The organism is Paenibacillus sp. JNUCC 34, from assembly GCF_058269055.1.
The window spans coordinates 5394904-5420131 of sequence record NZ_CM177770.1; the positions used below are offsets into that span (position 1 = coordinate 5394904).

The following is a 25228-nucleotide window of genomic DNA, read 5'->3' on the forward strand; positions in this document are numbered from 1 at the left end:
AGCTGAAAAGAGACCCTGCCAGCATATAAGCTGGTAGGGTCTTCGTATTCTTTGCTTTCCCCTATACATGACCGTTTATAACAACTTCAATCACTTCGACTCGTTTCAACTTGGCTGCGTCTGCAGCCACATCGATAAACAAGTTTTCCGTCAGGACTGCCTTGATCGTTTATTAGCGGATTAGGCTCATTTGTTACCTAAATGCCCTTACCATCTAATTTAATTATCATAAGATAAGGTGTAGTTTAAAACAAAGGAGGAATCATTCATGGGTGATGTAGTGGGAGGATTCGGATTTGGCCACGGAATAGGAACTATTCTGGTATTGTTCATCTTGCTGGTTATTATCTCATGTACTTGTGGTTTCATCTAATAAGACCTAGCATCCACAAAGCTGAAAAGAGACCCTGCCAGCATATAAGCTGGTAGGGTCTTCGTATTCTTTGCTTTCCCCTACACATGACCGTTTATAACAACTTCAATCACTTCGACTCGTTTCAGCTTGGCTGCGTCTGAAGCCACATCGATAAACAAGTTTTCCGTCAGGACTGCCTTGATCGTTTATTAGCGGATTAGGCTCATTTGTTACCTAAATGCCCTTACCATCTAATTTAATTATCATAAGATAAGGTGTAGTTTAAAACAAAGGGGGAATCATTCATGGGTGATGTAGTGGGTGGATTTGGCCACGGAATAGGATTTATTCTGGTATTGTTCATCTTGCTGGTTATTATCTCATGCACTTGTGGTTTCATCTAATAAGACCTAGCATCCACAAAGCTGAAGAGAGACCCTGCCAGCATATAAGCTGGTAGGGTCTTCTACGATCTTAGACAAACTCACGCCACCCTGCTACTCAAAGCCGGTATATACCCCAAAATTGTTCAAGAGCGCCTTGGACACAGCTCCATCAATGTTACCCTGGATACTTATTCACATGTTCTCCCCAACCTTCAAGAAGCAGTCTTAAAAAACATCGGGGATTCCATCACAGGAGATCAAATTGAGACCGAAAATCCCACTTTACTCGAATAAAGGGTAGAAAAATGGTAGAAGAAACGAAAAGACGCGGTGTTCTCAAATCAGAGAACCCACGTCATATAAGGCTTTTTCAGATGCTGGTGAAGGGAATTGAACCCCCGGCCTACGCATTACGAGTGCGTTGCTCTACCCCTGAGCTACACCAGCGAATGGGACGATATAAATAAAACGACAAAAAATATTATAACTCTTTGACATGAAAATGCAACCCTTTTTATATGAAAAAAGGGCAGGCTAATCCTCGTTACCTGCCCAGCTTTTCCTGCACAGATTGCAGCTTTTGCTTGCTCGAAGAGACTTGGTCCCGGCGGTCGTCTATTTTGACGGATGTGGATACCCGCTGTGCTCCAGATAGGAAAGGCGCTTCATGCAGAGCAGCAATGGCACCCCATACAGAGCTAAGCTCTCCTTCAATAATCGTGCTCATCGAGGTCAGTTCGTATGAGATCCCCTCCTGCTTCTCCAGCACCCGCTGCATCTCCGCAACATACATACTCAGGCTGGTTGTGGCCGTTCCGATCGGAATGACGGTAACTTCCGCAATTGCCATCTTATTTCACCCTCCTCAAACCTTCGAATTATTAATATTGTATCAGCCAACAGCAGCATTTCAAAATTTTACCCCCCTATAGTCCCATTCAAATATCTGCCGTAAAAGCAATAACTCATAAAGCGTGTATCGCCGTATAAAAGGTCGTAATTCGTCAATATGTGCGAAATCTCACTCTCTTTTGGCGGTTTGCGAATTGGCGGATTTTCCGGTCATTTGCTATAATTCAACTTGCGTCAAATTTTAAGATAACAGTTTACAAACACAATATATTGGGTTAAATTTAATAACATCAACCAAATATAGTGTGTACAGGTGTCTGACGCCCAATATAGCTGTCAGACTTAATAGGGAAGCATGGTGCAAATCCATCACGGTCCCGCCACTGTATAGGGCTTCAGAGCGCTTTTTTGCGATTCTGATATGAATTCGGCTTTATGCCACTGAAGGATTAGCTCGTTATGCCTTTGGGAAGGTGCCGAACTCTATACCCCAAGTCAGGAGACCTGCCTGTATACAGCACGACACCTTATCCTACGGGAAATTAGGAAAGTGTTCACTCTTTTGCGTCTGTACATAACAGCAAGCCCTAAAAATAGCGGCTTAAGCTACTATGCACATATTTATTCACAGCGCACACGAACATTTTCAACCTCCCCAAGGTTTGGAAAATGTTTTTTTAATGTTCTTTTTCCCATTTTTCCCGAGAAAGCGAGGAATTACCTATGCCCCAACTCGTAATTAAACCGAACAACCGTCAACTTGCTTTTGATGAAAATCGTCTCTCTGTCTATGCCGACCGAATTTTGAACGAACTGGATATGCTGAACAAGGAACAATTGCTTCGCGGTGTTCATTCCAAACTTCGCGGCGATAAAGTGACCGGCGATGAGATTAGCAGCGCATTCACAATGTCGGCTCTTGAGCTTGTTACCAAAGAGGAACCGAACTGGAAGTTCGCGGCAGCACGTTCGCTTTTAACCTCCCTATATAAAAAAGCGGCCAATCACCGCCGTTACAAAGCTTATCCGGAAGAGCCTTACGGCGCCTTCTTCCCTCTCATTACAGAGCTAGTACAAAAAGGAATTTACCGTGAAGAGCTTCTGGAATGCTACACCAAAGCACAGATTGAAGAGCTCGGAGAAACAATTGATTATACCCGCGACCTGTTGTTCGATTACATCGGACTATTGACGCTGGCAGAACGTTATCTGGCTACCGACTTTGACGGACGTGTGATGGAGCTTCCACAGGAACGTTACATGGTCATCGCGATGTACCTCATGCACAAAGAACCAGCTGAGAAACGTATGGAGCTTGTAAAAGAAGCCTATTGGGCGATGAGCAACATCTACATGACGGCTGCAACGCCGACGATGTCCAATGCAGGTAAAAAGGTAGCCGGCCAGCTGTCCAGCTGTTTTATCGACACGGTAGATGACTCCCTCGAAGGGATTTTCGACTCCAACACCGACGTAGCACGTCTCAGCAAAATGGGCGGCGGTATCGGCGTTTACCTCGGCAAAGTTCGTGCCCGCGGCTCCGATATCCGTGGACACAAGAACACCAGCTCCGGCGTTATCCCTTGGATTCGCCAGCTAAACAACACAGCGGTCAGCGTAGATCAGCTCGGAACTCGTAAAGGCGCCATCGCCGTTTACCTGGATGTTTTCCATAAAGACATTCTCGCCTTCCTGGACCTGAAGCTAAACAACGGTGACGAGCGTATGAGAGCACATGACGTGTTCCACGGCGTATGCTTGCCTGACCTGTTCATGGAGGCTGTGGAAGCACGCGATGAGTGGAACCTCTTCTGTCCTCATGAAGTGAAGAAAGTGATGGGCTGGAAAGACGAGAACGGCCGCCCACTCGGTCTGGAAGACTTCTACGATGAGAAGCTCGGTCAAGGAATGTTCCGTGAAAAATATGCAGAAGCGGTAGCACACCCGCTGCTCTCCCGCATTACAGTTCAAGCGATCGACATCATGAAACGTGTCATGAAATCGCAGCTGGAAACCGGCACACCTTACATGTTCTACCGTGACACCGTAAACCGTGCCAACCCGAACTCTGCACACGGTATGGTCTACTCTTCCAATCTATGTACTGAAATTATGCAAAACCAATCGGCTACAGTCATTGAGCAGGAAGAGCTCGTAACCAAAGATGGACAGACCCGCATTGTCATCTCCAAAGTTCCTGGCGACTTTGTTGTCTGCAACTTGAATTCCATTCATCTGGCACGTGCTGTACCAGCCGGTGTGCTGGAGCGTCTCGTACCGATCCAGGTACGTATGCTGGATAACGTTATCGACATCAACAACATTGAAGTGCTGCAAGCACAATATACGAACAGCCAATACCGTGCCGTCGGTCTCGGAACCTTCGGTCTGCATCACCTGCTGGCCCTAGAAGGCATCCGCTGGGAATCCGATGAGGCGGTTGCATATAATGACAACCTGTATGAAAAGATTAACTACATGCTCGTCAAATCCAGCATGGAGCTGGCCAAGGAAAAAGGGCATTATCCGAAGTTCAAAGGCTCCGACTGGGAGAGCGGCGAGTACTTTACGCATCGCGGTTATACCGACGGCGAGCATGAAGGCAAGTATGTAACGACCGAGCAGTGGCGCGAGCTGCAGCAGGAAGTACAGCAAAACGGTGTTCGCAACGCATGGCTCTTTGCCATCGCGCCGAACGGCTCCACTTCGATTATTGCCGGCTCGACTGCCAGTATTGATCCGTTGTATGAGCTTCTCTCTTATGAAGAGAAAACAACGTATAAAATCGCCAACCCGGCTCCGGATCTGTCCGAGAAGACGATCTGGTACTACAAAACGGCCTTCCTGATCGATCAGAACTGGTCGATCAAAATGGCTGCTGCCCGTCAGCGTCACGTGGATCAGGCACAAAGCTTCAACCTGTATGTCCGTCCGGACATCCGGGCTTCGGAATTCCTGGATCTGCATCTTCACGCTTGGAAAGCCGGCTTGAAGTCGACCTACTATGTGCGTAGCCGTGCGTTAACTATTGAAGAATGTGAATCGTGTGCCAGCTAAGTTTTCGAACCCTCCCAAACCCTCCCTTCCAAGGGAGGGCCCCAAGGGCTCTGCCCTCTGGACACCCGCAAGGGTACGAATCATATTTTTGAAGCGCTACTAAGTTACATTGGTGCTAGGATCGCTTTCTCCCTTCGGGATCGCTTCACTTTAGAGTGAACATAATGAGTTACTTGTGCGCGTTCCTTTGGGTTACTTCCTGCTTGGAGCGCTCTCCCTTTGGGATTTGCTTTACAGTTAGTGCATAACTTGTGAGTTACTATATGCGTTCTTTTGAGTTACTTCCTGCTTGGAACGCTCTCCCTTCGGGATTTGCTCCACGTTAGTGCATAACCTGTGAGTTACTTTATACGTTCTTTTGAGTTACTTCCTGCTTGGAGTGCTCTCCCTTCGGGATTCGCTCTACGTTAGTGCATAACTTGTGAGTTACTTTATACGTTCTTTTGAGTTACTTCCTGCTTGGAGAGCTCTCCCTTCGGGACTTGTTCCACGTTAGTGCATAACCTGTGAATTACTTATATGTTCTTTAGCATTACTTCCTGCCTGGAGTGCTCTCCCTTCGGGATTTGCTCTACATTAGTGCATAACCTGTGAGTTACTTTGTGCGTTTTTTGAGTTACTTCCTGCTTAGAGCGCTCTCCCTTTGGGATTTGCTCTACGTTTGTGCATAACTTGTGAGCTACTTTGTGCGTTCTTTTGAGTGATTTCCTGCTTGGAGCGCTCTCCCTTCGGGATTTGCTCCACGTTTGTGCATAACTTGTGTGTTACTATGTCCATCTGCTGTAAGCGGGCGGTCCGCGAGGCAGCGATTGAATATGCTATAAAAAAACTATTACGGGTAAGGATATCCTATCGAAGAGTTTACGTCCGCCTTTTGTTCTCCTTTGCAACCTATTAAATACATTCCCAAGCAAAGGGAAAGCAACAGTGGTTGGGGAAAGAATATCCGTCCCTCCAAGGAGAGAATAAGCATGCAAATGCAAAAAATATTTAATACTGAAGCGCCTAACCAATCCACACGCATCATTGAAGGCGAATGCTCAGGCATTTTGAACTGGAATGACATCCGGATGCCGCATATGTACAAGCTGTACAAGGTACTCCTGCTGAACCACTGGATCGCAGATGAAATTCCAATGTCCAAAGATGCGCAGCAATTCCCGCGTCTGGACCCGGAAGAGCAACGTACATTCAAGATCAATATCTCCCTACTTGCTGTACTGGATTCGATGCAGACGATGTTTGTCGGGGATGTAAAGCGGTACTTTACCGACTCCTCCCTTGAAGCGATCTCGGCGATTATCGGTCAACAGGAGGTTGTCCACAACCAATCCTACTCCTACGTTCTATCCTCTATCGTTTCCGAACAGGAGCAGAAAGAGATTTTCGAATACTGGAAGCACGACCCGGTTCTACTAGACCGCAACCGGTTTATCGCAGACATCTACCAATCTTTCCGTGACAACCCGTCACCACAGACGTTCTTTAAATCGATGGTAGCTGACCTGATTTTGGAAGGTATTTTCTTCTACAGCACGTTCGCCTTCTTCTACAACCTCGCACGTGACCAGAAGATGATGGCAACAAGCCAGATGATCTCCTACATTCAGCGTGACGAGAACCAGCACTGCTACTTCTTCGCCGAAGTGTTCAAGCAGCTGCTGATAGATTTCCCTGAGCTGAACTCCAAGGAGAACATCGACTACCTGTACCGCACGATTGACCGCGCCGTTGAGCTCGAAACAAACTGGGCTCATTACACACTAAGTGAAGTTCGCGGTATCGATCTGAACGAGCTGTCTGACTACATCAAATACATCGCTAACCGCCGCCTGAAAATGATGGGTCTCGAAAAAGCTTACGAAGGTGTAGACGTGAACTGCATGCCTTGGATCAAGCCTTTCTCCGACGAAGCATTGAATGCAACGAAAACAGACTTCTTCGAAGCCAAATCCCGAAACTACGGTAAAGTTGGCGACGACAACGGATTTGACGATCTGTAAAATCATCTGTTCATACAAGTAGAAACGCCGTCGTCCTGTTCAAAGGGCGACGGCGTTTCTGCGAGAAATATAAGCTAAGTATAAAACCCTCCGTATTTTCTTCATGAGAAAAATACGGAGGGTTTCTATTTGTATAAGATTGACTCAATCAACAATCTTCCTCGATGCCTTCTTTAAAAAGAAAAATCACATAACCGTTCCCTTAGGCGCGTCCTTTGCCAGACGTTTACCCAACTTCAGATGCTTCAACTGTGCCACAATAATAACGCTGATCACAACGAGCAGGAACCACGAACTGATCTTACCGATATGCACTAGGCTCCAGACCTTTTCCTGACCTGGATACGTCCAGGCGCCAAGGAAAGTCGAAATATTTTCCGCGATCCAGATAAAAAAACCGATCAGCAGAAAAGAAAGCGTCAACGGCATGCGGTAGGTTTTGCCCAGGACATCAAAATGTACTACAGTTCTTAAAAACACCAAAAAAAGTAGTAGGGTCAGCAACCAACGAGCATCCCATACGAAATGGTGAGTGAAGAAATTAGCATAGATTGCAGCACTTATCAATACGGTCAAGATCGGCAGCGGCCATCCCGTTATCCGTAAGTTCGTCCGGCGCCATGCCTGACAAATATAGCTGGCAACACTCGCATACATGAAACCGCTATAGAGAGGGACCCCGCCGATTTTGCTCCAGCCCTCTTCAGGATATGACCATGACCCCATATGCACCTTGTACAGCTCCAACATAAGCCCGATCACATGGAATACGCAAATGACCTTCAGCTCATCCAACGTCTCCAGCTTGGCTGCAACCATTCCGACCTGTGCGAGCAGGCAGATGATCAGAATCAGGTCATACCGGTGAATACCCGGAACCTCTACAATTTTGGTCACACCAAGTGTAGCGAAAATAATGACCGGAAAAATACAAGACAGTGCCTGCTGAATGCCGAACGCCCACAGCTTGCGAATAAATGTCATACGTCCTCCTGTTTTGCAAATTTAATATGTCCCAACGTATCACAAGCCGGACCGCTAAATAAAGTACAATCCAGTAACCATTTGTAATGTTAGCCGCCTAATTTAAAAGGCTCTTGCCGATGGATATGATTACCTATGTCCAACATCCACTTGAAACTAAAAGCTCATACTTGAGAACATGAAACGTATTTTCGTGTTACTCATCAGCAAGCAGTTCCCGCAGCATAATTTCGCGGTTATTAATAAACTCTTTCATAATAATAAAGTGGTCCGTCTCCTCCAGACTGCACTCTTCAATGCCACCCTCGTTCAACTTCAATATCCGCGCGTCTGGATAGGCCATAAGAATAGGTGAATGGGTAGAGATAATGAATTGTGAGTTTTCTTGTACGAGATCATGAATGCGTGTCAGCAGCGCCGCTTCAGGCTCATCCATAATATACAACCCATTTCCACTGAAACGATGTAAAAAGGTTGCAAAAAAAGACTCTCCATGGGATTGCTGGTGCAATGACTTTCCGCCATAGGATTGATACAGCCCTGGACATTCCCGTTCCAATGAATCAATCTCAGAGGCAACATTGTAGTAGCTTTCCGCACGGAAAAAGAATCCATCCCGGGGCTTTCTCACACCCCGTACCGCCCGGATATATTGGTACAGCTCCGAATGCGTCTCTTCCGTGGCGAACGAGAAATTCATCGTTCCTCCCTCCGGATTAAAACCAAGTGCAGCAGCAATGGCCTCCAGCAGCGTGGATTTCCCCATACCGTTCTCCCCGACAATATAGGTTACCTTGGGGTGAAAGTCCAACTGATCGAGCATCGATACCGCCGGCAGGTTAAACGGATACTTCTCAAAAGAAGGGATTCGATCTCTAAGCAAGGTTACAGCCCTTAAATATGCGTTCAGAGTGGATAATTCGATCTTTCCCACACCCTTTCCCGGCCTTATTAAACCACGTAAGTAAATGAGTAATATGCTTCATTCCATTATACCGGATAACGGCCTTAGCCCAAAAACGGCGGATTTCCGGTATGTAAACCGAAAATCCGCCGCTGTTGTTCGTATCTCTATTCATTCATTAGGAATTGGTATAATTCCTCGATCTTCTCACTGGTCAAAGTTCCACTATTATCAAACACCTTGATGGATTCTTTCGGAATATCCCAGTTCACATCTGGAACGAAGTCGACACGCTTCTTGAAATCATCCCAATGCTCCAACTTCCACTGATCACGCTCGGTTTGTCTGTCGATAATACGTTCCTTTTGCAGCTCCATGTCCTGAAGTGCAACAACAATTACCTTCACATCAACCTCGTTCTTGGTCAGACCTGCAGCCGAGAGAACCTCTTCAATCCATTCCCGGTTTTTCAGCTCTGCCGTAAACGGAGAGATCATAAATACGTTCTGCCCCGCATTCAAGTTCTCGATACAAATATCCTTCGTCGTGTCATACTCCAAATCACGCAGGTTTTCTTTGTAAAATGTGGAATCCCGGTCATTCGGGTCCAGATTGTTAGCCTCCAGAAACTTTTCAACGAAACGTCCGCCTACGGTATCACGGTCCAGAAATGCCGCAGGAATACGAACCGCAAGCTTTTTGGCTACGGTTGTTTTACCTGTTCCGGCCACACCAACAAAAAACACTAGCTTTTGCATATCGTACCTCCCTCCCCTATGAGAAAATCTGGTCTTCCAAACGGGTTAACTTGCAAAATTAATTGCGCTGCATTCTCAGACGCGTTTCCTCTATCAATTCTTCAACAGCGGAATCCAGACGCTCCTGAAGCTCCTCAGCGATATCAAACCCGCCATCTTCCTTTCGATCCACTTGAGCATTGACAGCATACACGCCCCCCAAAATATGACGGGCACCAATCGAGGATAACACCGGCTTTAATGAATAGTCGATAGCCAGCAGATGCGCAAGACTCCCGCCAATGAACAGTGGCAGAATAATTTTGCCTACTAGACCCTTTTCCGGAATTAAATCCAGGAACGTCTTAAGCACGCCTGTATACGAAGCCTTGTATACAGGGCTCGCGATAATGACCACATCAGCTTCGGCTACAAGCCCGTTAGCCTTGACGATATGCTCGCTCCCAAACTTGGTATGAATCAAATCCTCTGGCGGCAATTGCGCCACATCAATTCGTCTTACTTCAAAATCAGCAGCAGCCAGACTCCGCTCCGCAAAATCCATAATGGCAGTTAAACGGGAGCCCGCTGTAGGACTGCCGTTAATAATGACGGCTTTAGCCATTACCTATCCCCCCTGTTGTAAAAATAAATATCGTGTCGCCATTGCAGGCGTTCGGTAATATTGTTGTCCTTTATCAGGATCGGCCTTCTGGCCGGAATCCAGAAAAAAAGACTTCACAAGATTACTGTAAAGTCCTCCGGTGGTCCGGTTGTAACCTATATAAGACAAATTCATAGGGAATTCATCAGATTTAGTAACATGTTATCAATCCGTCGCTATATTTGTCAATCCTGTGAAGCCTTATGCCATGCGTCTTTTCCCCATTCCAGCACCCACCAGCCATACTGCATCACGATCAGAAAGGCAATCACCGTCGAAGGAGTCGGACCGTCAATGCTCTGTGTGAAAGCAAAGAGAACAGCAATCACCACATACAGCAGAACTCTAAAGATATTCATAAGCAGCGAGTCCTTCTTCGGCAGCAGTATCAGAAGAGACATCTTCCGCTCTACAGCTCTCTCGACGCACTTCTTATATATTAGCCAATGGAGACAGCCATGCAGTGCGAATAGAACCATGGGCTGGATAATTAAAAATACATACGGATGAACGAGCAGCTGGAGCTGCCCCAGAAACCAACTTCCTTGATGATGGGGACCCCAAATATCCAAGGTGCCCAGCCAGTTCCATTGAAGACGCACAACAGCATAGATGGACAAAAGGGAAATAAAAAAGCTCCATAAGAAAACAAACTGTCTTTGTGTCATCTTTACACCCCTTTGATTAAGTACGTTTATACTTCATCACATGACCTATTTAGGAGCTGAATTATTCTCCGCCAACAGTGGGGAATAATTCATCAGTGCGTGGTTTTCCGTAATCATCTCATCGCTGATGAAGTCACCCTCCATGGTGTACATTTTCCGGCCGATCATGTTATGCCGTGCGTATCCGCTCGATATGTAAAGTAATGCATTCCCGCCACAAGCGGAGCCTTGACCGATTTACCGGTTTCAAAACGTTCATCTCCTTTTGCTGGAAAGGAACATGTTTGGAAATATTTTACCATGCTTTTCATCTTGATAAAGAACATTTTTTGTGAGCAGATCCCAATTCGTCAAAGATCATGACTTTACCGCACTTTCATCTGGGCATCTGCATAGAGATAAAACATCCCTGTGAATCCGCCAGGGGGAAATACCAAGGAGGAGTTGCCATGAGCAAGGTCTACCCGTACTTCGGGTTCAAAACCGTCTGTGAAGAGCAGCCGATCTCATTCCCGCCGCAGCACCAGGATTGTCAGCCGGGATTAGAGAGCCTGATGAATCCCCGTCCGATCAGTGAGAACCCTGACTACCGGGGAAGCGGGAAGCTAGAAGGCAAAATTGCCATCATTACAGGCGGTGACAGCGGGATCGGTAAAGCGGCTGCCATTGCTTTTGCCAAAGAAGGGGCCGATGTGGTCATTCCATACTTATATGAAACGAGCGACGCAGAAGAGACGAAGGAGCGCATAGAGCAGCTTGGACGGCAATGTCTGCCGATCAAAATCGACCTCCGCTTCAAAGCCAACTGCTTCGCTGTAGTGGAAAAGACGCTATCGAGATTTGGCAGGCGCCGATGAAGTATCGGTATTCGGTACGGACACGCCGATGAAGCGGGCCGCCCAGCCGTATGAGCTTGCGCCTGCTTACGTATATCTGGCTTCGAATGACTCCTCCTTCGTAACAGGTGAGGCCATTCATGTGAACGGCGGGGATATGGTCACTAGTTAATATCGACAGTTGTAAGTTGTTGACATCATATTTCACTTCAAAACAGAATAATGTCCTTCACACAGAGACATCGATTAATGAACCTCTATCGGCGTACCTCAAAGAGGACAGCCCACATCTAGCGATCATTTTTCTTGTGAGATAAAGATGCATTTCACTCCGAAAATTATGCTTTCTTTAGATAAAGTAAAAAGCCCGGATTTCTCCGGGCTGAACAACTTCCTGATTGTTATTCCTTTTAATGTCTCCACCATTTCCATAGCAAGGATGGCTCTTCTTTCACGGTGATCCGCTCGCCTTCGGATGTATCGGAAATGTGCTTAAACCGTTTGCAGCCGAATTCCAGACGGTAATACTCGCCTTCGTGGTCTATATCCATATTGGTATGAATACGGCTGACCACATTTTGCATTTCCGAAAAACCTTCGAACATTTTGCTCGACCTCCCTGGATAATGACCGGCAGCCTTTGTCCTGCCGAGGAGTAAGCTCCCATTCATTTCAGGGGGCCGGCAAGATCTAAGCCGCAGGTGATTTAGTAATCTGAGTGAATTTTGTTTACGCTTTCATTTTAACATATCCCCCCATTTTTGAGAATGTGATTTCATCGTTTTCGAGCTGAAAAGTCCTCCGTATGAGGACATTTCACAGAACTGAAACAATTGCCGATCCGGGCAATGCTTGGGGACATTCCTCTAAGCTATAACGTACTTTAACTTGGCTTCGAAACAAAATCCTTACAGGAGGTTAAGACTTATGAATTCCGGTAACAAGAGATTGACCGGACGTATGGATATGGGATTTTACGCGCTGAGTAAATTGGCCTGTGCTGGTTCCATTCTGTTACTGCTGACCATCATTTCCTGGCTGTGGCCTGCCAGTGCCGATAGTCCTGCATCCATCCTCGGGGTCTCCATCCCGCTGGAGCATTGGGTGTATGGCTATGCGTTAATCGCATCCCTGGCTGCCGATGCCATTATTTCTCTACTCCCGTCATTGAACAAAGTGAAACAAGCCGCCCTTTACGGAGCAGCTGGCTTCCTGTTCTTCGCTTTATTTACCGGAGGAGACACCGATACATTTTGGGTACGCGGGTTAGCCGGAGCCATCATGCTCCTGATGTATTCATGGGGAAAGCAGACTTTCACAAACCAGTCACTCATCACACCGTTCTTCGCGCTCGTGGTCCCGCTCCTCTGTTGGGCTGTAATCTAGAAGCGTGATACGCATGCAGCACCTAGTTGATGGTGTGGCGCGTTGCATGAAGTCTTCGATCTGCGGTAAGGGAATCATAATTTGGAAGCAGCTTCCGTGAAAGGTCTTGCCCATGCGGAGAACGATAAATGGGTACCCCATGTCACCGTATTGGTGGCTTTGGCACACCCCCAGAACAGAATCCGCTGGTGCAGCATGTGGATCTTAAACCGCTTCTCAAAAACGTCCTGATCACACGTTGGCAATCCCGCTTTGTACGCTTGGAGGAACTGGCGAACCGGTTCTTCCTTCCCGTGCTCCAGGTACAACGCTGTCATTTTGGGGAGATCTGCTATTCCGTCACCAAAATAAGAGGTCGTAAAGTCAAACAGTCCGCTCACCTCCCACGATCCGACCGACCGCCGCAAGAGCAGATTTCCGGGATTGAAATCACCCATTACAAAGCAAGGAGACTTCATTTCGTCAAAGGCTTCCTTCGATTCTATCAGCAGCCCTTTCACCCAGGACGTGTCTTCAGCGGTTATCTCGGAATAACGTTTGGCGTCATCCAGCCAGTACGTAATCGTATCAAACAGCCAGGACGTGTATGAATCATGGAAGGATCGCACGTTCCCTATAGCGGGGTCGAATTCACCGGAGTGGTCCACCTTCCAGCGGTGGAGCTGGAGCAGCGTGTCGGCAAGTAGGACGGCTATGTCTGATTCATCCTGTGGATTAAGTTCTGCTTCCAGTTCGGGGGAGAACAGATGACTTCCTGGCAGTCGCGGCATAAGCGAATAGCTCCACCCAAAGATATCATCGCCCTCATCCACAAGATACGGTGAGGGCAACGGGATGTCGGTATGCTGATCCAAATATTCGATGAAATATCGCTCCTCCAAAAACTGTCCGGGAAACAGAGGATTTCCTTTAAGAACAAACTCGCCGACTGATGAAGACACAAGCAGGGTCTGTCCCATGGCCCCTTGATCCGTCTTATGGAAAGAGAGCAGCCTTCCCAGATCAAACCGGTCCAGCACACTCTGCAGCTGTTCCCCGTTGACTTCACCTAACTTATTAGAAGAAAAGTATATTTGTGTAGTCAATAGAACCTCACTCCTGATCTGAAAGTTATAATGCTTTGACTAAATCACCGGCTATAACAGATGACGGATGGCAGCGGAAACCTACGGCCCGTTCACCCGCAAGACAGGTCCAATAAATCTTACTGCCTTCCATTATATATGTACCCCGTAAAGAGGACGAACCCACACTGCCCGCAACATGCGAATTCACTCTTATCGCTTAACAAAAGAAATGAACAAACGAAGAACGCCGCACCCAGGCCGGATATCGTGCCCGTCTGAAGGTGCGGCGCCTGCTATTCTATACATCTTTTGCATCTACGCTATGCTATAGATTGTACATCTTCGTTGTGCTGTAGACAACATATAAATCAATAAGCTACAGTGAATCGGGTCCGTATAAATTGCGGATCTTCCAGCTCATCCAGCATCGCAACTGCGTAATCTTCCGCTGAGATGCGGCTCGATCCGCTCTCGTCCGTAATCAGCCGGTCCGTACCGATCCGGAACTGCCCGGTACGTCGGCCTGGTTCGATGATCGCCGCTGGACTTAAATAAGACCAGTCAAGATCGCAGTCCTGATATATACCATAAGCATCCGCATGGGCCTTCGCCAGAGTACGGACCTCTCCCGGAAATTCCGGTGTATCCATTAGTGCCTCGCCGCTATCCGTAATCAAACTGCCAGCGCCGCCTACAATAAGTAGCCGCTTCAAACCCCCACGACGTATTCCTTCAATTAATGCACGTGCCGCCTCTAACAGCTCTTCTTCTTCGCCAAATCTTGGCCCGTAGGCACTGATGACCGCATCATGTCCCTTAACGGCTTCAGCAATTGTAGAAGGATCAACAGCATTGGCTTGTACGACGCTCATTTTGTCCTTATATTCAACTAGCTTCTCCGGATTTCGAACAACCGCCGTGACCTCATGGCCCCGTCGAATCGCCTCTAGCGCAATCCGTCTACCAATGGTTCCCGCTGCTCCAATAATCGCTATTTTCATTTATAATCATGCCCCTTTCAACTTATCCCTATTGCCCATCATTCAAACCTTAATTCCTCACAAATTTTAGCAATAAAGAAACTATAGACCTATATGAATCTGCATTATTTTCACCGATAGTATATACATACATGCATAATCGCGAAAAAGACTTGCACAACAATCCCTAGACCTCTACGTCCCCTTATGTTTTGTCGAATAATGACGAACCACATGCAGCCATGCCCCTCTGTCTCTATTTATCAAAACAATGTGTAAGGAGAACATTATTTATGAGAAATCAATCCAATCACCGATTCTACCTGTTACTTACCTGCTGTCTATTGTTCCTCGGCAGTCTGGCCCTCCCATCCAACAGCGCTCAAGCTCAGCCGAAACAAAAAGCAACCTGGTTTTGGGACACACCTATGATCAAGGAATCATCCGAGGATATTCTGTCCTTCGCTTCCGCTAATGGCGTGAACACATTTTATCTGCAAATGAACCGTGATGTACGTCCAGAATACTACAAGAACTTTATCCGACAAGCCACGGCAAAAGGCATTGAAGTCCACGTCCTTGGAGGCTCACCAAGCTGGTCACTCGAGTCAGAACGCTACCGTCTGGAAATCTTTCTAGACTGGACTGCTGCTTATCAGGCGTCTGCTGCTCCTGAAGAACGATTCACCGGTATGCATATTGATATCGAGCCGCATGTGCTTGGTGAATGGAGAACGAACCGTTCATCCCTGATCAAGCAATGGCAGAGCAATATCCGCTTTTTGGCTGAAGGAGCACATTCGCTGAACCTTCCGATTACGGCCGATATCCCATTTTGGCTGTATACGTACAATTTGCCGGATGACTCCATGTCCATGAGCCGCTGGCTCATATCCAAAGTAGATGGTGTCGTCATAATGGCTTACCGTAACCAGGCTGCTAACATCTATAATCTGGCCCTTCCGGAAATGAACGAAGCGTCTGAGCTTGGCAAAAAAGCGATCATTGCTGTCGAAACGAAAGCAAGCGGTGAAGGTAATTTCATCACGTTCTATGAAGAAGGCCCCTCCTTCATGAATGAACAGCTGCAACAGGTGGATGTCATGGCAGCTCAGCACGCGTCTTATAACGGTCTTGCTATTCACGAATACAGAGCTTGGAAGGATCTAATTGACCGGGGGAATTAAGCATGTATTCCACCTCGCAATTCCTTGAAACATCTAACGTTTCACACAGAAAAGGCCGCCGGTAATGGCAGCCTTTTCTCTTGTTAGCTCTTACGTCACATACGCTTCAATTGAACATCCCCGCTCCAATCGGTCATGCTGCCAATAGAAGCAGGAGTACATAGCCGAGTGTTAGTTTCGCACGCTTTATGGGACCTTTTTCAATGTGTATATGTGTACTCATACGAATTCCCTCCTTGATTCCGAGTGAAATTTCATACGCATGTGATCCTGTATATTTCAGTATATTCCCTGCATTAATTTTGACCACAACTAAATTTGTTTCCCAAAGGCAAAAATATGCAATTTTCTTTTTAGGTGCAATGCCTTCGATGTGTCTATTCCATGAAAAAACATAGCTTGTCTGTTCTATAAAAGAGTACAGCTTGTCTTGAAATCCCATCCTTCTTGTGCAATAGTGAAAGAAGAAAATTGAAGGAGGGGTCGGCTTGTCCCTTGCTGAATGGATTGATGGTTTTTTCGGCTCGATGGAAGGTCTGCTGGCAGTGCTACTGGCAGCGGCCGTATTCCTGGGCATATACATATATAGTGCTACCCGACTTCAGGCCTCCCGAACGGAGACGCTGGAACGAATAAGGCAGTCGTTGACACTGTACACACAGCTGGCCGGACCACTGGCTGCCGTTATCGAACATCCTGACGAGGCAGACCTGCCTGATGAGCAGCTTGTAAGGCTCCTGCAAGAATGCAAAGCGGCTGATCGGTTGACGATGGATCTGCTGGAGCAGATCGACAACTATCTGCGCGACCGTGACGATTCAAGGCTGCCGCAGCTGAGCAGAACCTTGGAACGTGAGATGAATGGGCTCGTTCGGGAACGCGGCGAACTTCTTCGCCGCATAGAAACTCCTGGCTGGGGAAGCGGCTTGTGGATGCTGTTGAAGCCAGCTGTACCTGGCGTAGCTTTTGCTGTTGCCGTGTTCTGGACCTTTGAGCTCATCTCTGAGCTGCAGTATCCAGAGGCTTGGACAGACCCTCAGGTATGGTGTCTGTGGCTCTCCTGGATGATTGCTACTGTTTCTTTTTATCGACTGCTGATGGACTCCAGACGCCGATCACTCGGCGTGGTCTTCTATGGACTCCATTTTCTGATTGCTGCAGCCGCTCTGCCGAACCTGATCTGGCCCGAAGTTTCCCCTTATGTGTTGGCTGCACAGCTAATGCTGTACCTGACAGGATTCTGGTTCACGTCTACCCGCTCCAGGAAAGAACGACCTTATGCAGGCCATCCGGAGCTACTGGAGATGTACACACAGCATCCCGGGGCTGCGTCGGAGGAGGATATCCGCTCAAATGAATCTCCCTCCCCCCTGCCTCCCCGCGACGGCAGCGCAGGCAGCAAGCATCGTTCTCTTAAATAAATATCTACAAAAACTGCATGTTCAAAAAGTTCGGTTTTCAGCACCGAGAAGGTTGGATGAAGCTAGGGACTGAGGAGCGGAGCGTACGTTTTGGGTACGTGAGCACCGGAAGGACCAGCTGAATTCAAGATTCGATGCCGAGCCCACTTCCTGATTCACTTCGTGATCAAAAGCGGACTTTTTGAACTACCTCATAAAGGCGTCCTAGGGTCAATATCGACCATCAGGACGCCTTTTGAATGTTGGATAATCCTGTAAATCCTCCATGAAAAACAATTACCCCCTTCATTCTCATCTCGACAAATAACTTTACTTGTGTTAACTTATTTACACAAGTAAATATTTAATAAAAGAAATTTCACTCATTCCGCATTATCAGAGAAAGGAGACATTCATGAACCAACCTCATATTCCCTTACGGGAACTCAAAAAAGCCAAAACAAGAATAGCCTTGTACGAGGCCGCGATGTCACTGATCGGAGACCGCGTGTTCCGTGAAGTCATGCTGGACGACATTTGCCGGATGGCAGAGGTATCACGGGTAACCTACTTCAACCTGTTCCGCAAAAAAGAAGATCTGCTTCTGTATTTCATGCGAATCTGGCTGACGGGCAGGATCATCGACATTCAAGAGCAGCAACTTCGTGGTTTTGAAGCAGTTCGGCATCTATATCGCCATATTGCAGAACAGTCACGGGAAAAAGCCGGAATTATGCCAAGCCTGATTGCCTTTTTGTCGGAAATGAAAATGCATCCGTGTATGCCGGAACTCAGTATAGCTGAAGTTCAGCTTCTGTTTCCCGGTCATGAGGAGCTTGGCGCCGAACCTCCCGATATGTTTGCTCTATTTGAACGTTGTATGTCAGAGGCCGCTCAAGATGGCACACTAAAACCCGGAGTTACCATACCTGAAGCTATACAGTTTCTGTTTACGGTGTTTTATGGCGCTTTTCTTACTTCACAGCTCTACGCTTCGGATGATATTGGATCCTTTTATGAAACCCAGCTTCGATTGATTGAGAATCAGATTTGAGGAGGAGTTAATATGGCTAAGGTGGTACCAGGCCGCTATACGGCCCAGATGGATGGTTCGTTTGTTGTGTTTATTATCGGGATGCGGGTCAACCGCCTATGGGCAATCCACAAATGGCTGCCGGTCTTTCGGGCTATGGGGCCCATGATGCAAGAACTTTATACGAATCGGGAGATCGGTTTTCTAGACGGGAGCGTACATTTATCTTGGCGCGGCGTAAGCCTCATCCAATATTGGAGATCCTTCGAGGAGCTAGAACATTATGCCAGGCATGGAGACAATCATCTTAAAGCTTGGAAAAATTTCAACCGCAGCATTGGGACAGACGGCACCGTCGGTATTTATCATGAAACGTATATGGTGCAGCAGGGTCAACATGAGTCTGTATATAACAACATGCCGATATTCGGACTAGCTAAAGCAGGCCATCACATTCCGGCAACTGGAAGAAAAGAAACGGCGAGCCGCAGGCTCGGCCGGGATAGCGAACCTGCTGTACCCACTCCACCGAATCCTGTACAGCGCGGATGATGTCCAGAGTATAGATCAAGCGCCATATGAAAAAAGCACTTCAGGATAAATATCTCCGAAAGTGCTTTTTATGCGGCCCGGCTCTACTTCGTACCCGAACGAGGTGTTTGCTGCCTGACTGAAATCCGGCTGGACTTTTGCGGTGGGACGGTGCCAGAGGACGTATTTCCAAAACGCTTGCGCTCCGTGCGCTCCATCTGAACGATCTGTCCCTCATGCACAACGATATGCAGCGAGCCGAACTCCATATCCTCCAGAAGACCTGCAATACGTTCTAGCCACGTTTCATCCACTTTTAAAGGTTTCGCCATGGATACCGCCTCCTTTTCCGGGGTCATAAGCCCTTTTATGATATCGCTGTGCTTACAATAATAATTCCCATCAAGAAATCCGGAAGCATCCGGATTTAACACAAAACATTCTTATCCAACCTGTATAGTATGAATTAAACTTAGCATGGTCTGGAAACCTATGTCAATGGGCACTTTTTCGTGATAACCAATTTTTGAGCAGCAATGTAATGAGAGCCAGAAGCAGAAGCAGAGACGCTACCGCGAAGGATGCCGAGAATTGGTACTCGTTATACAATATTTCTACATGAAGCGGCAATGTATTCGTCTCCCCCCGGATGTGACCGGATACGACAGATACCGCACCGAATTCTCCCATAGCTCTCGCGTTACACAGGATGATACCGTACAGAAGTCCCCACTTGATGTTCGGTAGCGTGACCCGCCAGAATATGTGCCAACCGCCTGCTCCAAGGGTTACCGCTGCCTCCTCCTCCTTCGTCCCCTGATCCTCCATTAACGGAATCAGTTCCTTCGCAACGAACGGAAAGGTAACAAACAGAGTGGCGAGGACGATGCCCGGTAGGGCGAATATAATCTTGATGTCATGCCCATCTAGCCATGGTCCGAGCCATCCCTGCCGTCCAAAAACCAAAACAAAGATTAATCCACCGATCACGGGAGAGACGGCAAAGGGTAGGTCGATCAGTGTAATCAGCAGTCCTTTTCCTTTGAAACTGAATTTCGTTATACTCCAAGCCGCAATGACACCGAATATCGTATTCAGCGGAACGGTGATGGCTGCCACGAGCAGCGTCAGCCGCAGCGCCGACAGCGCATCGGGATCGGACAGAGCCGCGGTGTAAACGTCCCAACCTTTTTTCAGCGCCTCCGTGAGTACAGTCAAGAGCGGCAGCACGATCAGCCACAGCAGCACCATGCCAGCCGCACTGATCAAGGTCCATTTCACCCACCCTTTCTCCGCTGATGCCGGAGAGGAAGGGACGCTGCCCGGTATTCCCCGTGCCATCGGTACGGTTCCTGCCATGATAAATTCCTCCTTGTTCTCCGTTTAGCGCGCGGTTTTTCGCGTCCAATGCTGCAATAGATTAATGCCCAGAAGCATCAGGAAAGAGATGAGCAAGAGAAGCAGCGCCACAGCCGTGGCTCCGGCATAGTCAAACTGCTCCAGCTTCGACATAATGAGCAGCGGGGCGATCTCGGTCTTCATCGGCATATTGCCAGAGATAAACACCACCGAACCGTACTCTCCAATGCCCCGTGCGAAGGCCAATGCAAATCCCGTCAAGAGCGGTGGAATGAGCGCAGGAAAGATTACTGTACGGAATGTCCGCCAACGTCCCGCCCCGAGCGTAGCCGCCGCTTCCTCGGCATCCCGCTCCGCATCCTGCAGCACCGGTTGGACCGTCCTTACCACGAATGGGATACCAATGAACATGAGCGCCAGCGTAATGCCGAGCGGCGTGAAGGCCACCTTGATCCCGAGCGGCTCGAGAAGCGATCCGATCCAACCGTTTGTGGAATATATGGCCGTTAGCGCAACTCCCGCCACCGCAGTTGGGAGGGCAAACGGGAGGTCAATTAGCGCATCCCAGAGCTGCTTACCAGGGAACTCATACCGCACAAGCACCCAAGCCAGCAGCAATCCGAGTATCGAATCGATCAAGGCAGCCAGCGCTGCCGTTCCAAGACTTATCCTATAAGATGCCAGTACACGCGGATCGGCCGCAATATCCCAGAACTTGCCCCAGGTGAGTCCCGTATGGTTCAGCAGCAGAGCAGATAGCGGCACTAATACAACCAGACTCATGTAAAACACAGTGAATCCCATCCCGATTCCAAAGCCGGGAAGCACCCGGCGCCTGCCTCTGCTCTTTATCCGAAGTAAAGCCATCATTCCTCATCCTTTCCCGCCTTCAGCCTGTAGGCCGATCAGCTGCCAGGCACATAAATCTTGTCGAATATGCCCCCGTCATTAAAATGCTTAACTTGCGTCTCTTCCCATGTTCCGAATATATCCTTCAGTGTAAACAGCTCGATCGCCGGGAACTTATCTTTAAATTTCTCACTTACGCTGTCCAGCGTTGGACGATAGTAGTTCTCCGCGGCAATTTGCTGCCCTTCCTCACTGTACAAATATTTCAGATAGGCTTCTGCCACCTCTCGCGTCCCGTGTTTATCAGCAATCTTATCTACCACAGCGACCGGTGGCTCGGCTAGGATGCTCACTGACGGATTTACAATTTCAAATTTATCCGGGCCAAGCTCGTTGATCGATAAATAGGCTTCATTCTCCCAAGCCAGCAGCACATCTCCGATTTGCCGTTCAACGAACGTTGTTGTCGCCCCACGGGCTCCGCTGTCGAGCCCCGGCACATGGGTGAACAGTTCTTTTACATATTCCTGAGCCTTCGCTTCATCGTTGTTGTTGGCCTTCAATGCATATCCCCATGCCGCCAGGTAATTCCACCGCGCACCGCCCGATGTTTTCGGATTCGGTGTGATAACCTCCACACCTTCCTTGATCAGATCCGGCCAGTCCTTAATGCCCTTCGGATTGCCTTTACGTACAAGGAACACAATGGTCGATGTGTACGGCGCACTGTTATGCTCGAACTTGCCTTCCCGGCCATCTTGGATCAACCCAGCTTGACGGATTGCATCAATATCATATCCGAGTGCCAGCGTGACCACGTCCGCTTCCAAGCCGTCAATAACGGATCTGCTTTGTTTGCCAGAGCCCCCATGCGATTGCTTAAATGTGACCTTTTGCCCCTTCTCCTTCTCCCAATAAGCTGCAAATGCTTTGTTATAGCTCTCGTACAATTCACGGGTCGGATCATAGGATACGTTCAAGAGCTCCACACTTTTGGCTTCTGCTCCGCCCGTCTCCTCCTTTCCTTTAGCCGAAACGTTCGAGTCAGTTTTATCCGTTCCGCAAGCTGCCAATGCCGCTGCCATCATGACTACCAGACCGACCAGAACCCCTCGTTTTAACACCTTTTTCATATGGAATCACTCCCCCTATTTTTCTTTAGACGGATTGCCAAGCTGTCACACTTTATTTGACAATCCGTCTTTACTAAACAGGAATACAAAAAGAACGGAGGACCCCCATAAGAATGTGGTCAAATCGGCCGTGGCCGTATCTGCTCCATCCTTGTGGGTGTTCCTCCGTTCATACGGTGAGAACAATTTATATAATTCCTACCTGTTTAGTGTGTTATAGGTAATTGTAATGACTCCACTGCAACCTGTCAAACCTTTTTTCACAACATCATACAGAATCTACAATCTGATAAAGTTCTTCCGGTTCATGGATTAGGTACGTAGGCTTGCCCTGAACGAGCAACTCCTCGGCGTCATATCCCCACGTAACCATGGCGCAAGCGATACCCGTGTTTCGGCAGGCCTCGGCATCCCGAAGCTCATCTCCGATGTAGAGTACCTCATCCTTCGAGATCCCCCGCTCCTTCAATAGCTTCCGGAGTGCCTTCTCCTTACCGAATATATTGCTCGCCGTGTATACGAAATCAAACATCTGACTGTCATGGATGCCAAGAAACTTCTGAATGTTATCCTCACTGTTGGACGACAGAATCCCCATCGTCATCCCTTGTGACTTCACCCTGGAGAGAACATCGCGTATGCCCGGCACAATGTCCAGATCAATCACATCGTCCTTATATTTCTTCTTCACGTCGGCCACAAGCATCGGCAGCTTGTAGATCGGACACTTCATCACCTTGAGCCGCTCTCGTATCGAGAGGGAAGCCAGGTGTTCAATATCCTCATCTTTAATCTTCTCATAACCGTATTTATCCGCTAGATCGTTCATCAGCTTCACAACCAAGTATTTACTCTGGACGAGCGTTCCGTTGAAATCAAAAATGAGCACCTTGTACATGTCGTTCCTCCTTTATGCCACATATCTTATAGAGGTTGTTCAAAAAATCATCTTTTGATCACGAAGTGAATCAGGAAGCGAAATCGACGTCGAATCTTGAATTCAGCTAAAATGTTTCCGAAGGAAACATACTTCGAAAGCATGCTCACGTAGGTTCAGCCTACGCTCCACTCCTCAGTCCCTAGCTTCATCCAACTCAAGCGTTTTGAAAAAACGCACACCGGAAGCATTTGCTTCGGTGCTGAAAATCTGACTTTTTGAACACGCACTTATATGACATTTTCTACATGGCAAGGAAAATTCCTGTTAAACGACATCTACGTTTTCTACATTTCTAAAGGACATATAAGCGATTAACAGACCAATGATTCCAAGGGTAATCGGAATAACGATAAAAGAGCTGATGTAAAAACCACCGTTATTGTTGAGGAGCGTAATGAGAATAAAGGAAGAAACAATCGTTGCCGCTACCGATTTCTTACGCATTCCGAAATACAGAGGTATCATGCTAATCCCAGCTGCAGACAACCCCTGGATCAACATTTGGATTCCTTCATTTATGAGCAACTCCATAGAAGGAGTCCCAGGAATGATGTGAAGAACAGAATTCAATGCGATAAAGACGGCAATCACAGTTACATTCGATATCACGATCGTAATGAATGTAATCCCCATAATCAGCAAGAGTTTAGCCGCAATCAACTTCTTACGCGGCACCGGATACGTAAACATAATCGAAATCGTCTTGTTGTTGTATTCATTAATAATGAGCTTACCGATCAGGACCGCTGCAAAAATAACAAACACCACTCTCACCATAACGCTCATCGCCGTAAACATTTCATCAAATGTAGAAAAGGCTTCTTTAAGATCCTGTTCTTCAACATAAGATATAAGTCCTATAAGCACAATGATCAAGAAACTTGCGATTAGAGCGCCCTTCCAGTACCATCCCATCTTGTGCTTTTTCAGTTCCAACTTCATCAACTTAAGCATATTTCTCTCCTCCACCCGTCTGATCGATGAAATATTCCTCGAGCGAAGTACGCTTATGATGAATAGACTCAATGGTCACATCGTTCAGAATGAGCGTCTTCGATATTTCAGGCTGCGAAACATCCGATTGGTAAATACGGATCGTATCATCTCCGATGACTTTGAAATTGTGGATATTCAGGCTGTTTTCCAGAACAAATACCGCTTTTCGGCAGTCTGGTGTAACGATTTCGATAAAGCCCAAATTGCGCGTTTTCAAATCGTTCATCGAGGCTTCCTCTTTAAGGACACCGTTCTGGATAATGCCAATCGTATCGGCAACCTGCTCAATTTCGCTGAGCAGATGGCTTGAAATAAACAGGGTCATATTATACTCCTTGCTAAGCATATGAAACAGATCCCTAAAATCCTTGATGCCTGCCGGATCGAGGCCGTTGATAGGCTCATCCAGAATGAGCAGTTCAGGCTTCGTTACGAGGGCTCTGGCCATGCCGAGTCTTTGCTTCATGCCGAGGGAGAATTCCGCGACAGCCTTCTTGTCCGCTCCGGTAAGCTTCACCAGCTCTAGTGCATCACTGATCGCCTTTTTGTTATACAAGCCCATGTACTCACAGTGTATCTCCAGGTTTTCTTTTGCCGTCAGCTTATCGTAAAAAATAGGGTATTCGATAATGCTCCCTATGCGCTTGAACATTTCAACGGAGGAAGGTTTCAGCATCTCTCCAAACAGCTCAATTTCACCACTCGTCGGCTTCACAAGATTCAATATCATTCGCATGACCGTTGTCTTACCTGCACCGTTCGGTCCAAGAAATCCGTAAATTTGTCCTTGGGAAATGTTCATGCTGACATCCGATACCACTTCTTTACCGTTGAATACTTTAGTTAAATTGCGGGTACTGATTATATAACTCATAATGATAAACTCCTCTCGTCACTTGCTTAATTCCATTCTAGACCGAA

Annotated in this window: 25 protein-coding genes, 1 tRNA gene, 2 pseudogenes and 1 riboswitch; of the genes and pseudogenes, 11 read left to right on the plus strand and 17 right to left on the minus strand. The window is 47.5% G+C overall.

All coding sequences use genetic code 11. The features are described from left to right. Positions 1-268: 268 nt before the first annotated feature. From AC2TF5_RS24965 to AC2TF5_RS24975, 3 genes and pseudogenes are all read left to right on the plus strand, one after another. Positions 269-373 carry a YjcZ family sporulation protein gene (locus AC2TF5_RS24965; protein ID WP_491299788.1) on the plus strand — a complete coding sequence of 35 codons (105 nt, stop codon included), beginning with the start codon at positions 269-271 and terminating at the stop codon, positions 371-373. 287 nt (positions 374-660) lie between these two features. Further along, positions 661-759: a YjcZ family sporulation protein gene (locus AC2TF5_RS24970; protein ID WP_491299789.1), complete on the plus strand. Its 99-nt coding sequence runs from the start codon at positions 661-663 to the stop codon at positions 757-759. Positions 760-819: 60 nt separating this feature from the next. Then, positions 820-1035: pseudogene (locus tag AC2TF5_RS24975) on the plus strand (tyrosine-type recombinase/integrase); the annotation flags it as partial. Between the two features lie 81 nt (positions 1036-1116). On the opposite strand, the gene AC2TF5_RS24980 reads toward AC2TF5_RS24975, so the two are convergent. After that, positions 1117-1188 (minus strand) — tRNA-Thr (locus AC2TF5_RS24980). A gap of 97 nt (positions 1189-1285) precedes the next feature. Beyond that, positions 1286-1591: an MTH1187 family thiamine-binding protein gene (locus tag AC2TF5_RS24985; RefSeq protein ID WP_491299790.1), complete on the minus strand. Its 306-nt coding sequence runs from the start codon at positions 1589-1591 to the stop codon at positions 1286-1288. A gap of 296 nt (positions 1592-1887) precedes the next feature. Continuing rightward, positions 1888-2119, plus strand: a riboswitch (cobalamin riboswitch). 197 nt (positions 2120-2316) lie between these two features. Between AC2TF5_RS24985 and AC2TF5_RS24990 the strand changes: the two genes are divergently transcribed. Beyond that, positions 2317-4650, plus strand: coding sequence for a ribonucleoside-diphosphate reductase subunit alpha (locus tag AC2TF5_RS24990; RefSeq protein WP_491299791.1), 2334 nt, complete (start codon positions 2317-2319; stop codon positions 4648-4650). A gap of 971 nt (positions 4651-5621) precedes the next feature. Then, entirely contained in the window at positions 5622-6653 is a 1032-nt protein-coding gene (locus AC2TF5_RS24995; RefSeq protein WP_208916017.1) for a ribonucleotide-diphosphate reductase subunit beta, read from the plus strand. A 186-nt stretch (positions 6654-6839) separates the two neighbouring features. Here the strand turns inward: AC2TF5_RS24995 and AC2TF5_RS25000 are convergent, their stop codons facing one another. The 5 genes from AC2TF5_RS25000 to AC2TF5_RS25020 form a co-directional block, all read right to left on the minus strand. Then, positions 6840-7637: a DUF817 domain-containing protein gene (locus AC2TF5_RS25000; protein ID WP_491299792.1), complete on the minus strand. Its 798-nt coding sequence runs from the start codon at positions 7635-7637 to the stop codon at positions 6840-6842. A gap of 196 nt (positions 7638-7833) precedes the next feature. Next, on the minus strand, positions 7834-8562 hold the full coding sequence (locus AC2TF5_RS25005; RefSeq protein WP_491302991.1) for an AAA family ATPase: 729 nt from the start codon (positions 8560-8562) through the stop codon (positions 7834-7836). 146 nt (positions 8563-8708) lie between these two features. Next, positions 8709-9299 (minus strand): P-loop nucleotide/nucleoside kinase family protein, encoded by a 591-nt coding sequence (locus AC2TF5_RS25010; RefSeq protein ID WP_491299793.1) that lies wholly within the window; start codon positions 9297-9299, stop codon positions 8709-8711. Between the two features lie 58 nt (positions 9300-9357). Then, the gene (ssuE, locus tag AC2TF5_RS25015) at positions 9358-9903 is read right to left on the minus strand and encodes an NADPH-dependent FMN reductase (protein WP_491299794.1); all 546 of its coding nucleotides are present in this window, start codon (positions 9901-9903) and stop codon (positions 9358-9360) included. Positions 9904-10127: 224 nt separating this feature from the next. Next, entirely contained in the window at positions 10128-10610 is a 483-nt protein-coding gene (locus AC2TF5_RS25020; RefSeq protein WP_491299795.1) for a hypothetical protein, read from the minus strand. Positions 10611-11059: 449 nt separating this feature from the next. Here AC2TF5_RS25020 and AC2TF5_RS25025 point away from each other — a divergent pair. After that, positions 11060-11618, plus strand: a pseudogene (locus AC2TF5_RS25025) (SDR family oxidoreductase). Positions 11619-11856: 238 nt separating this feature from the next. Here AC2TF5_RS25025 and AC2TF5_RS25030 read toward each other — a convergent pair. Beyond that, the gene (locus tag AC2TF5_RS25030; RefSeq protein ID WP_491299796.1) at positions 11857-12051 is read right to left on the minus strand and encodes a hypothetical protein; all 195 of its coding nucleotides are present in this window, start codon (positions 12049-12051) and stop codon (positions 11857-11859) included. A gap of 322 nt (positions 12052-12373) precedes the next feature. On the opposite strand from AC2TF5_RS25030, the gene AC2TF5_RS25035 reads away from it, so the two are divergent. After that, positions 12374-12832 (plus strand): hypothetical protein, encoded by a 459-nt coding sequence (locus tag AC2TF5_RS25035; protein WP_491299797.1) that lies wholly within the window; start codon positions 12374-12376, stop codon positions 12830-12832. 74 nt (positions 12833-12906) lie between these two features. On the opposite strand, the gene AC2TF5_RS25040 is transcribed toward AC2TF5_RS25035, so the two are convergent. Beyond that, a complete protein-coding gene (locus AC2TF5_RS25040; protein ID WP_491299798.1) occupies positions 12907-13917 on the minus strand; it encodes a phosphotransferase family protein in 1011 nt (336 codons plus the stop codon). Between the two features lie 350 nt (positions 13918-14267). Continuing rightward, positions 14268-14900, minus strand: a complete 633-nt coding sequence (locus tag AC2TF5_RS25045; RefSeq protein ID WP_491299799.1) for an NAD(P)-dependent oxidoreductase — start codon at positions 14898-14900, stop codon at positions 14268-14270. A 272-nt stretch (positions 14901-15172) separates the two neighbouring features. Between AC2TF5_RS25045 and AC2TF5_RS25050 the strand changes: the two genes are divergently transcribed. From AC2TF5_RS25050 to AC2TF5_RS25065, 4 genes are all read left to right on the plus strand, one after another. After that, positions 15173-16066 carry a hypothetical protein gene (locus AC2TF5_RS25050; RefSeq protein ID WP_491299800.1) on the plus strand — a complete coding sequence of 298 codons (894 nt, stop codon included), beginning with the start codon at positions 15173-15175 and terminating at the stop codon, positions 16064-16066. 488 nt (positions 16067-16554) lie between these two features. Beyond that, on the plus strand, positions 16555-17487 hold the full coding sequence (locus AC2TF5_RS25055) for a hypothetical protein (protein ID WP_491299801.1): 933 nt from the start codon (positions 16555-16557) through the stop codon (positions 17485-17487). Between the two features lie 394 nt (positions 17488-17881). Beyond that, entirely contained in the window at positions 17882-18520 is a 639-nt protein-coding gene (locus AC2TF5_RS25060; RefSeq protein ID WP_491299802.1) for a TetR/AcrR family transcriptional regulator, read from the plus strand. Between the two features lie 12 nt (positions 18521-18532). Further along, positions 18533-19051 carry a DUF4188 domain-containing protein gene (locus tag AC2TF5_RS25065; RefSeq protein WP_491299803.1) on the plus strand — a complete coding sequence of 173 codons (519 nt, stop codon included), beginning with the start codon at positions 18533-18535 and terminating at the stop codon, positions 19049-19051. Between the two features lie 83 nt (positions 19052-19134). On the opposite strand, the gene AC2TF5_RS25070 is transcribed toward AC2TF5_RS25065, so the two are convergent. The 7 genes from AC2TF5_RS25070 to AC2TF5_RS25100 all read right to left on the minus strand — a co-directional run bounded on the left by AC2TF5_RS25070 (position 19135) and on the right by AC2TF5_RS25100 (position 25181). After that, entirely contained in the window at positions 19135-19362 is a 228-nt protein-coding gene (locus AC2TF5_RS25070) for a YezD family protein (protein ID WP_491299804.1), read from the minus strand. A 163-nt stretch (positions 19363-19525) separates the two neighbouring features. After that, a complete protein-coding gene (gene cysW / locus AC2TF5_RS25075) occupies positions 19526-20371 on the minus strand; it encodes a sulfate ABC transporter permease subunit CysW (protein WP_491302992.1) in 846 nt (281 codons plus the stop codon). 42 nt (positions 20372-20413) lie between these two features. Beyond that, positions 20414-21256 (minus strand): sulfate ABC transporter permease subunit CysT, encoded by an 843-nt coding sequence (gene cysT, locus AC2TF5_RS25080; RefSeq protein WP_491302993.1) that lies wholly within the window; start codon positions 21254-21256, stop codon positions 20414-20416. 38 nt (positions 21257-21294) lie between these two features. Next, complete coding sequence (locus tag AC2TF5_RS25085) at positions 21295-22371, minus strand: sulfate ABC transporter substrate-binding protein (protein ID WP_491299805.1); 1077 nt, start codon at positions 22369-22371, stop codon at positions 21295-21297. Between the two features lie 268 nt (positions 22372-22639). After that, on the minus strand, positions 22640-23269 hold the full coding sequence (locus AC2TF5_RS25090; protein ID WP_491299806.1) for an HAD-IA family hydrolase: 630 nt from the start codon (positions 23267-23269) through the stop codon (positions 22640-22642). A 306-nt stretch (positions 23270-23575) separates the two neighbouring features. Beyond that, positions 23576-24265 carry an ABC transporter permease gene (locus AC2TF5_RS25095; RefSeq protein ID WP_491299807.1) on the minus strand — a complete coding sequence of 230 codons (690 nt, stop codon included), beginning with the start codon at positions 24263-24265 and terminating at the stop codon, positions 23576-23578. Beyond that, complete coding sequence (locus AC2TF5_RS25100) at positions 24258-25181, minus strand: ABC transporter ATP-binding protein (RefSeq protein ID WP_208916036.1); 924 nt, start codon at positions 25179-25181, stop codon at positions 24258-24260. Before AC2TF5_RS25100 ends, AC2TF5_RS25095 begins: the two co-directional genes overlap by 8 nt. Between the last annotated feature and the right edge of the window lie 47 nt (positions 25182-25228).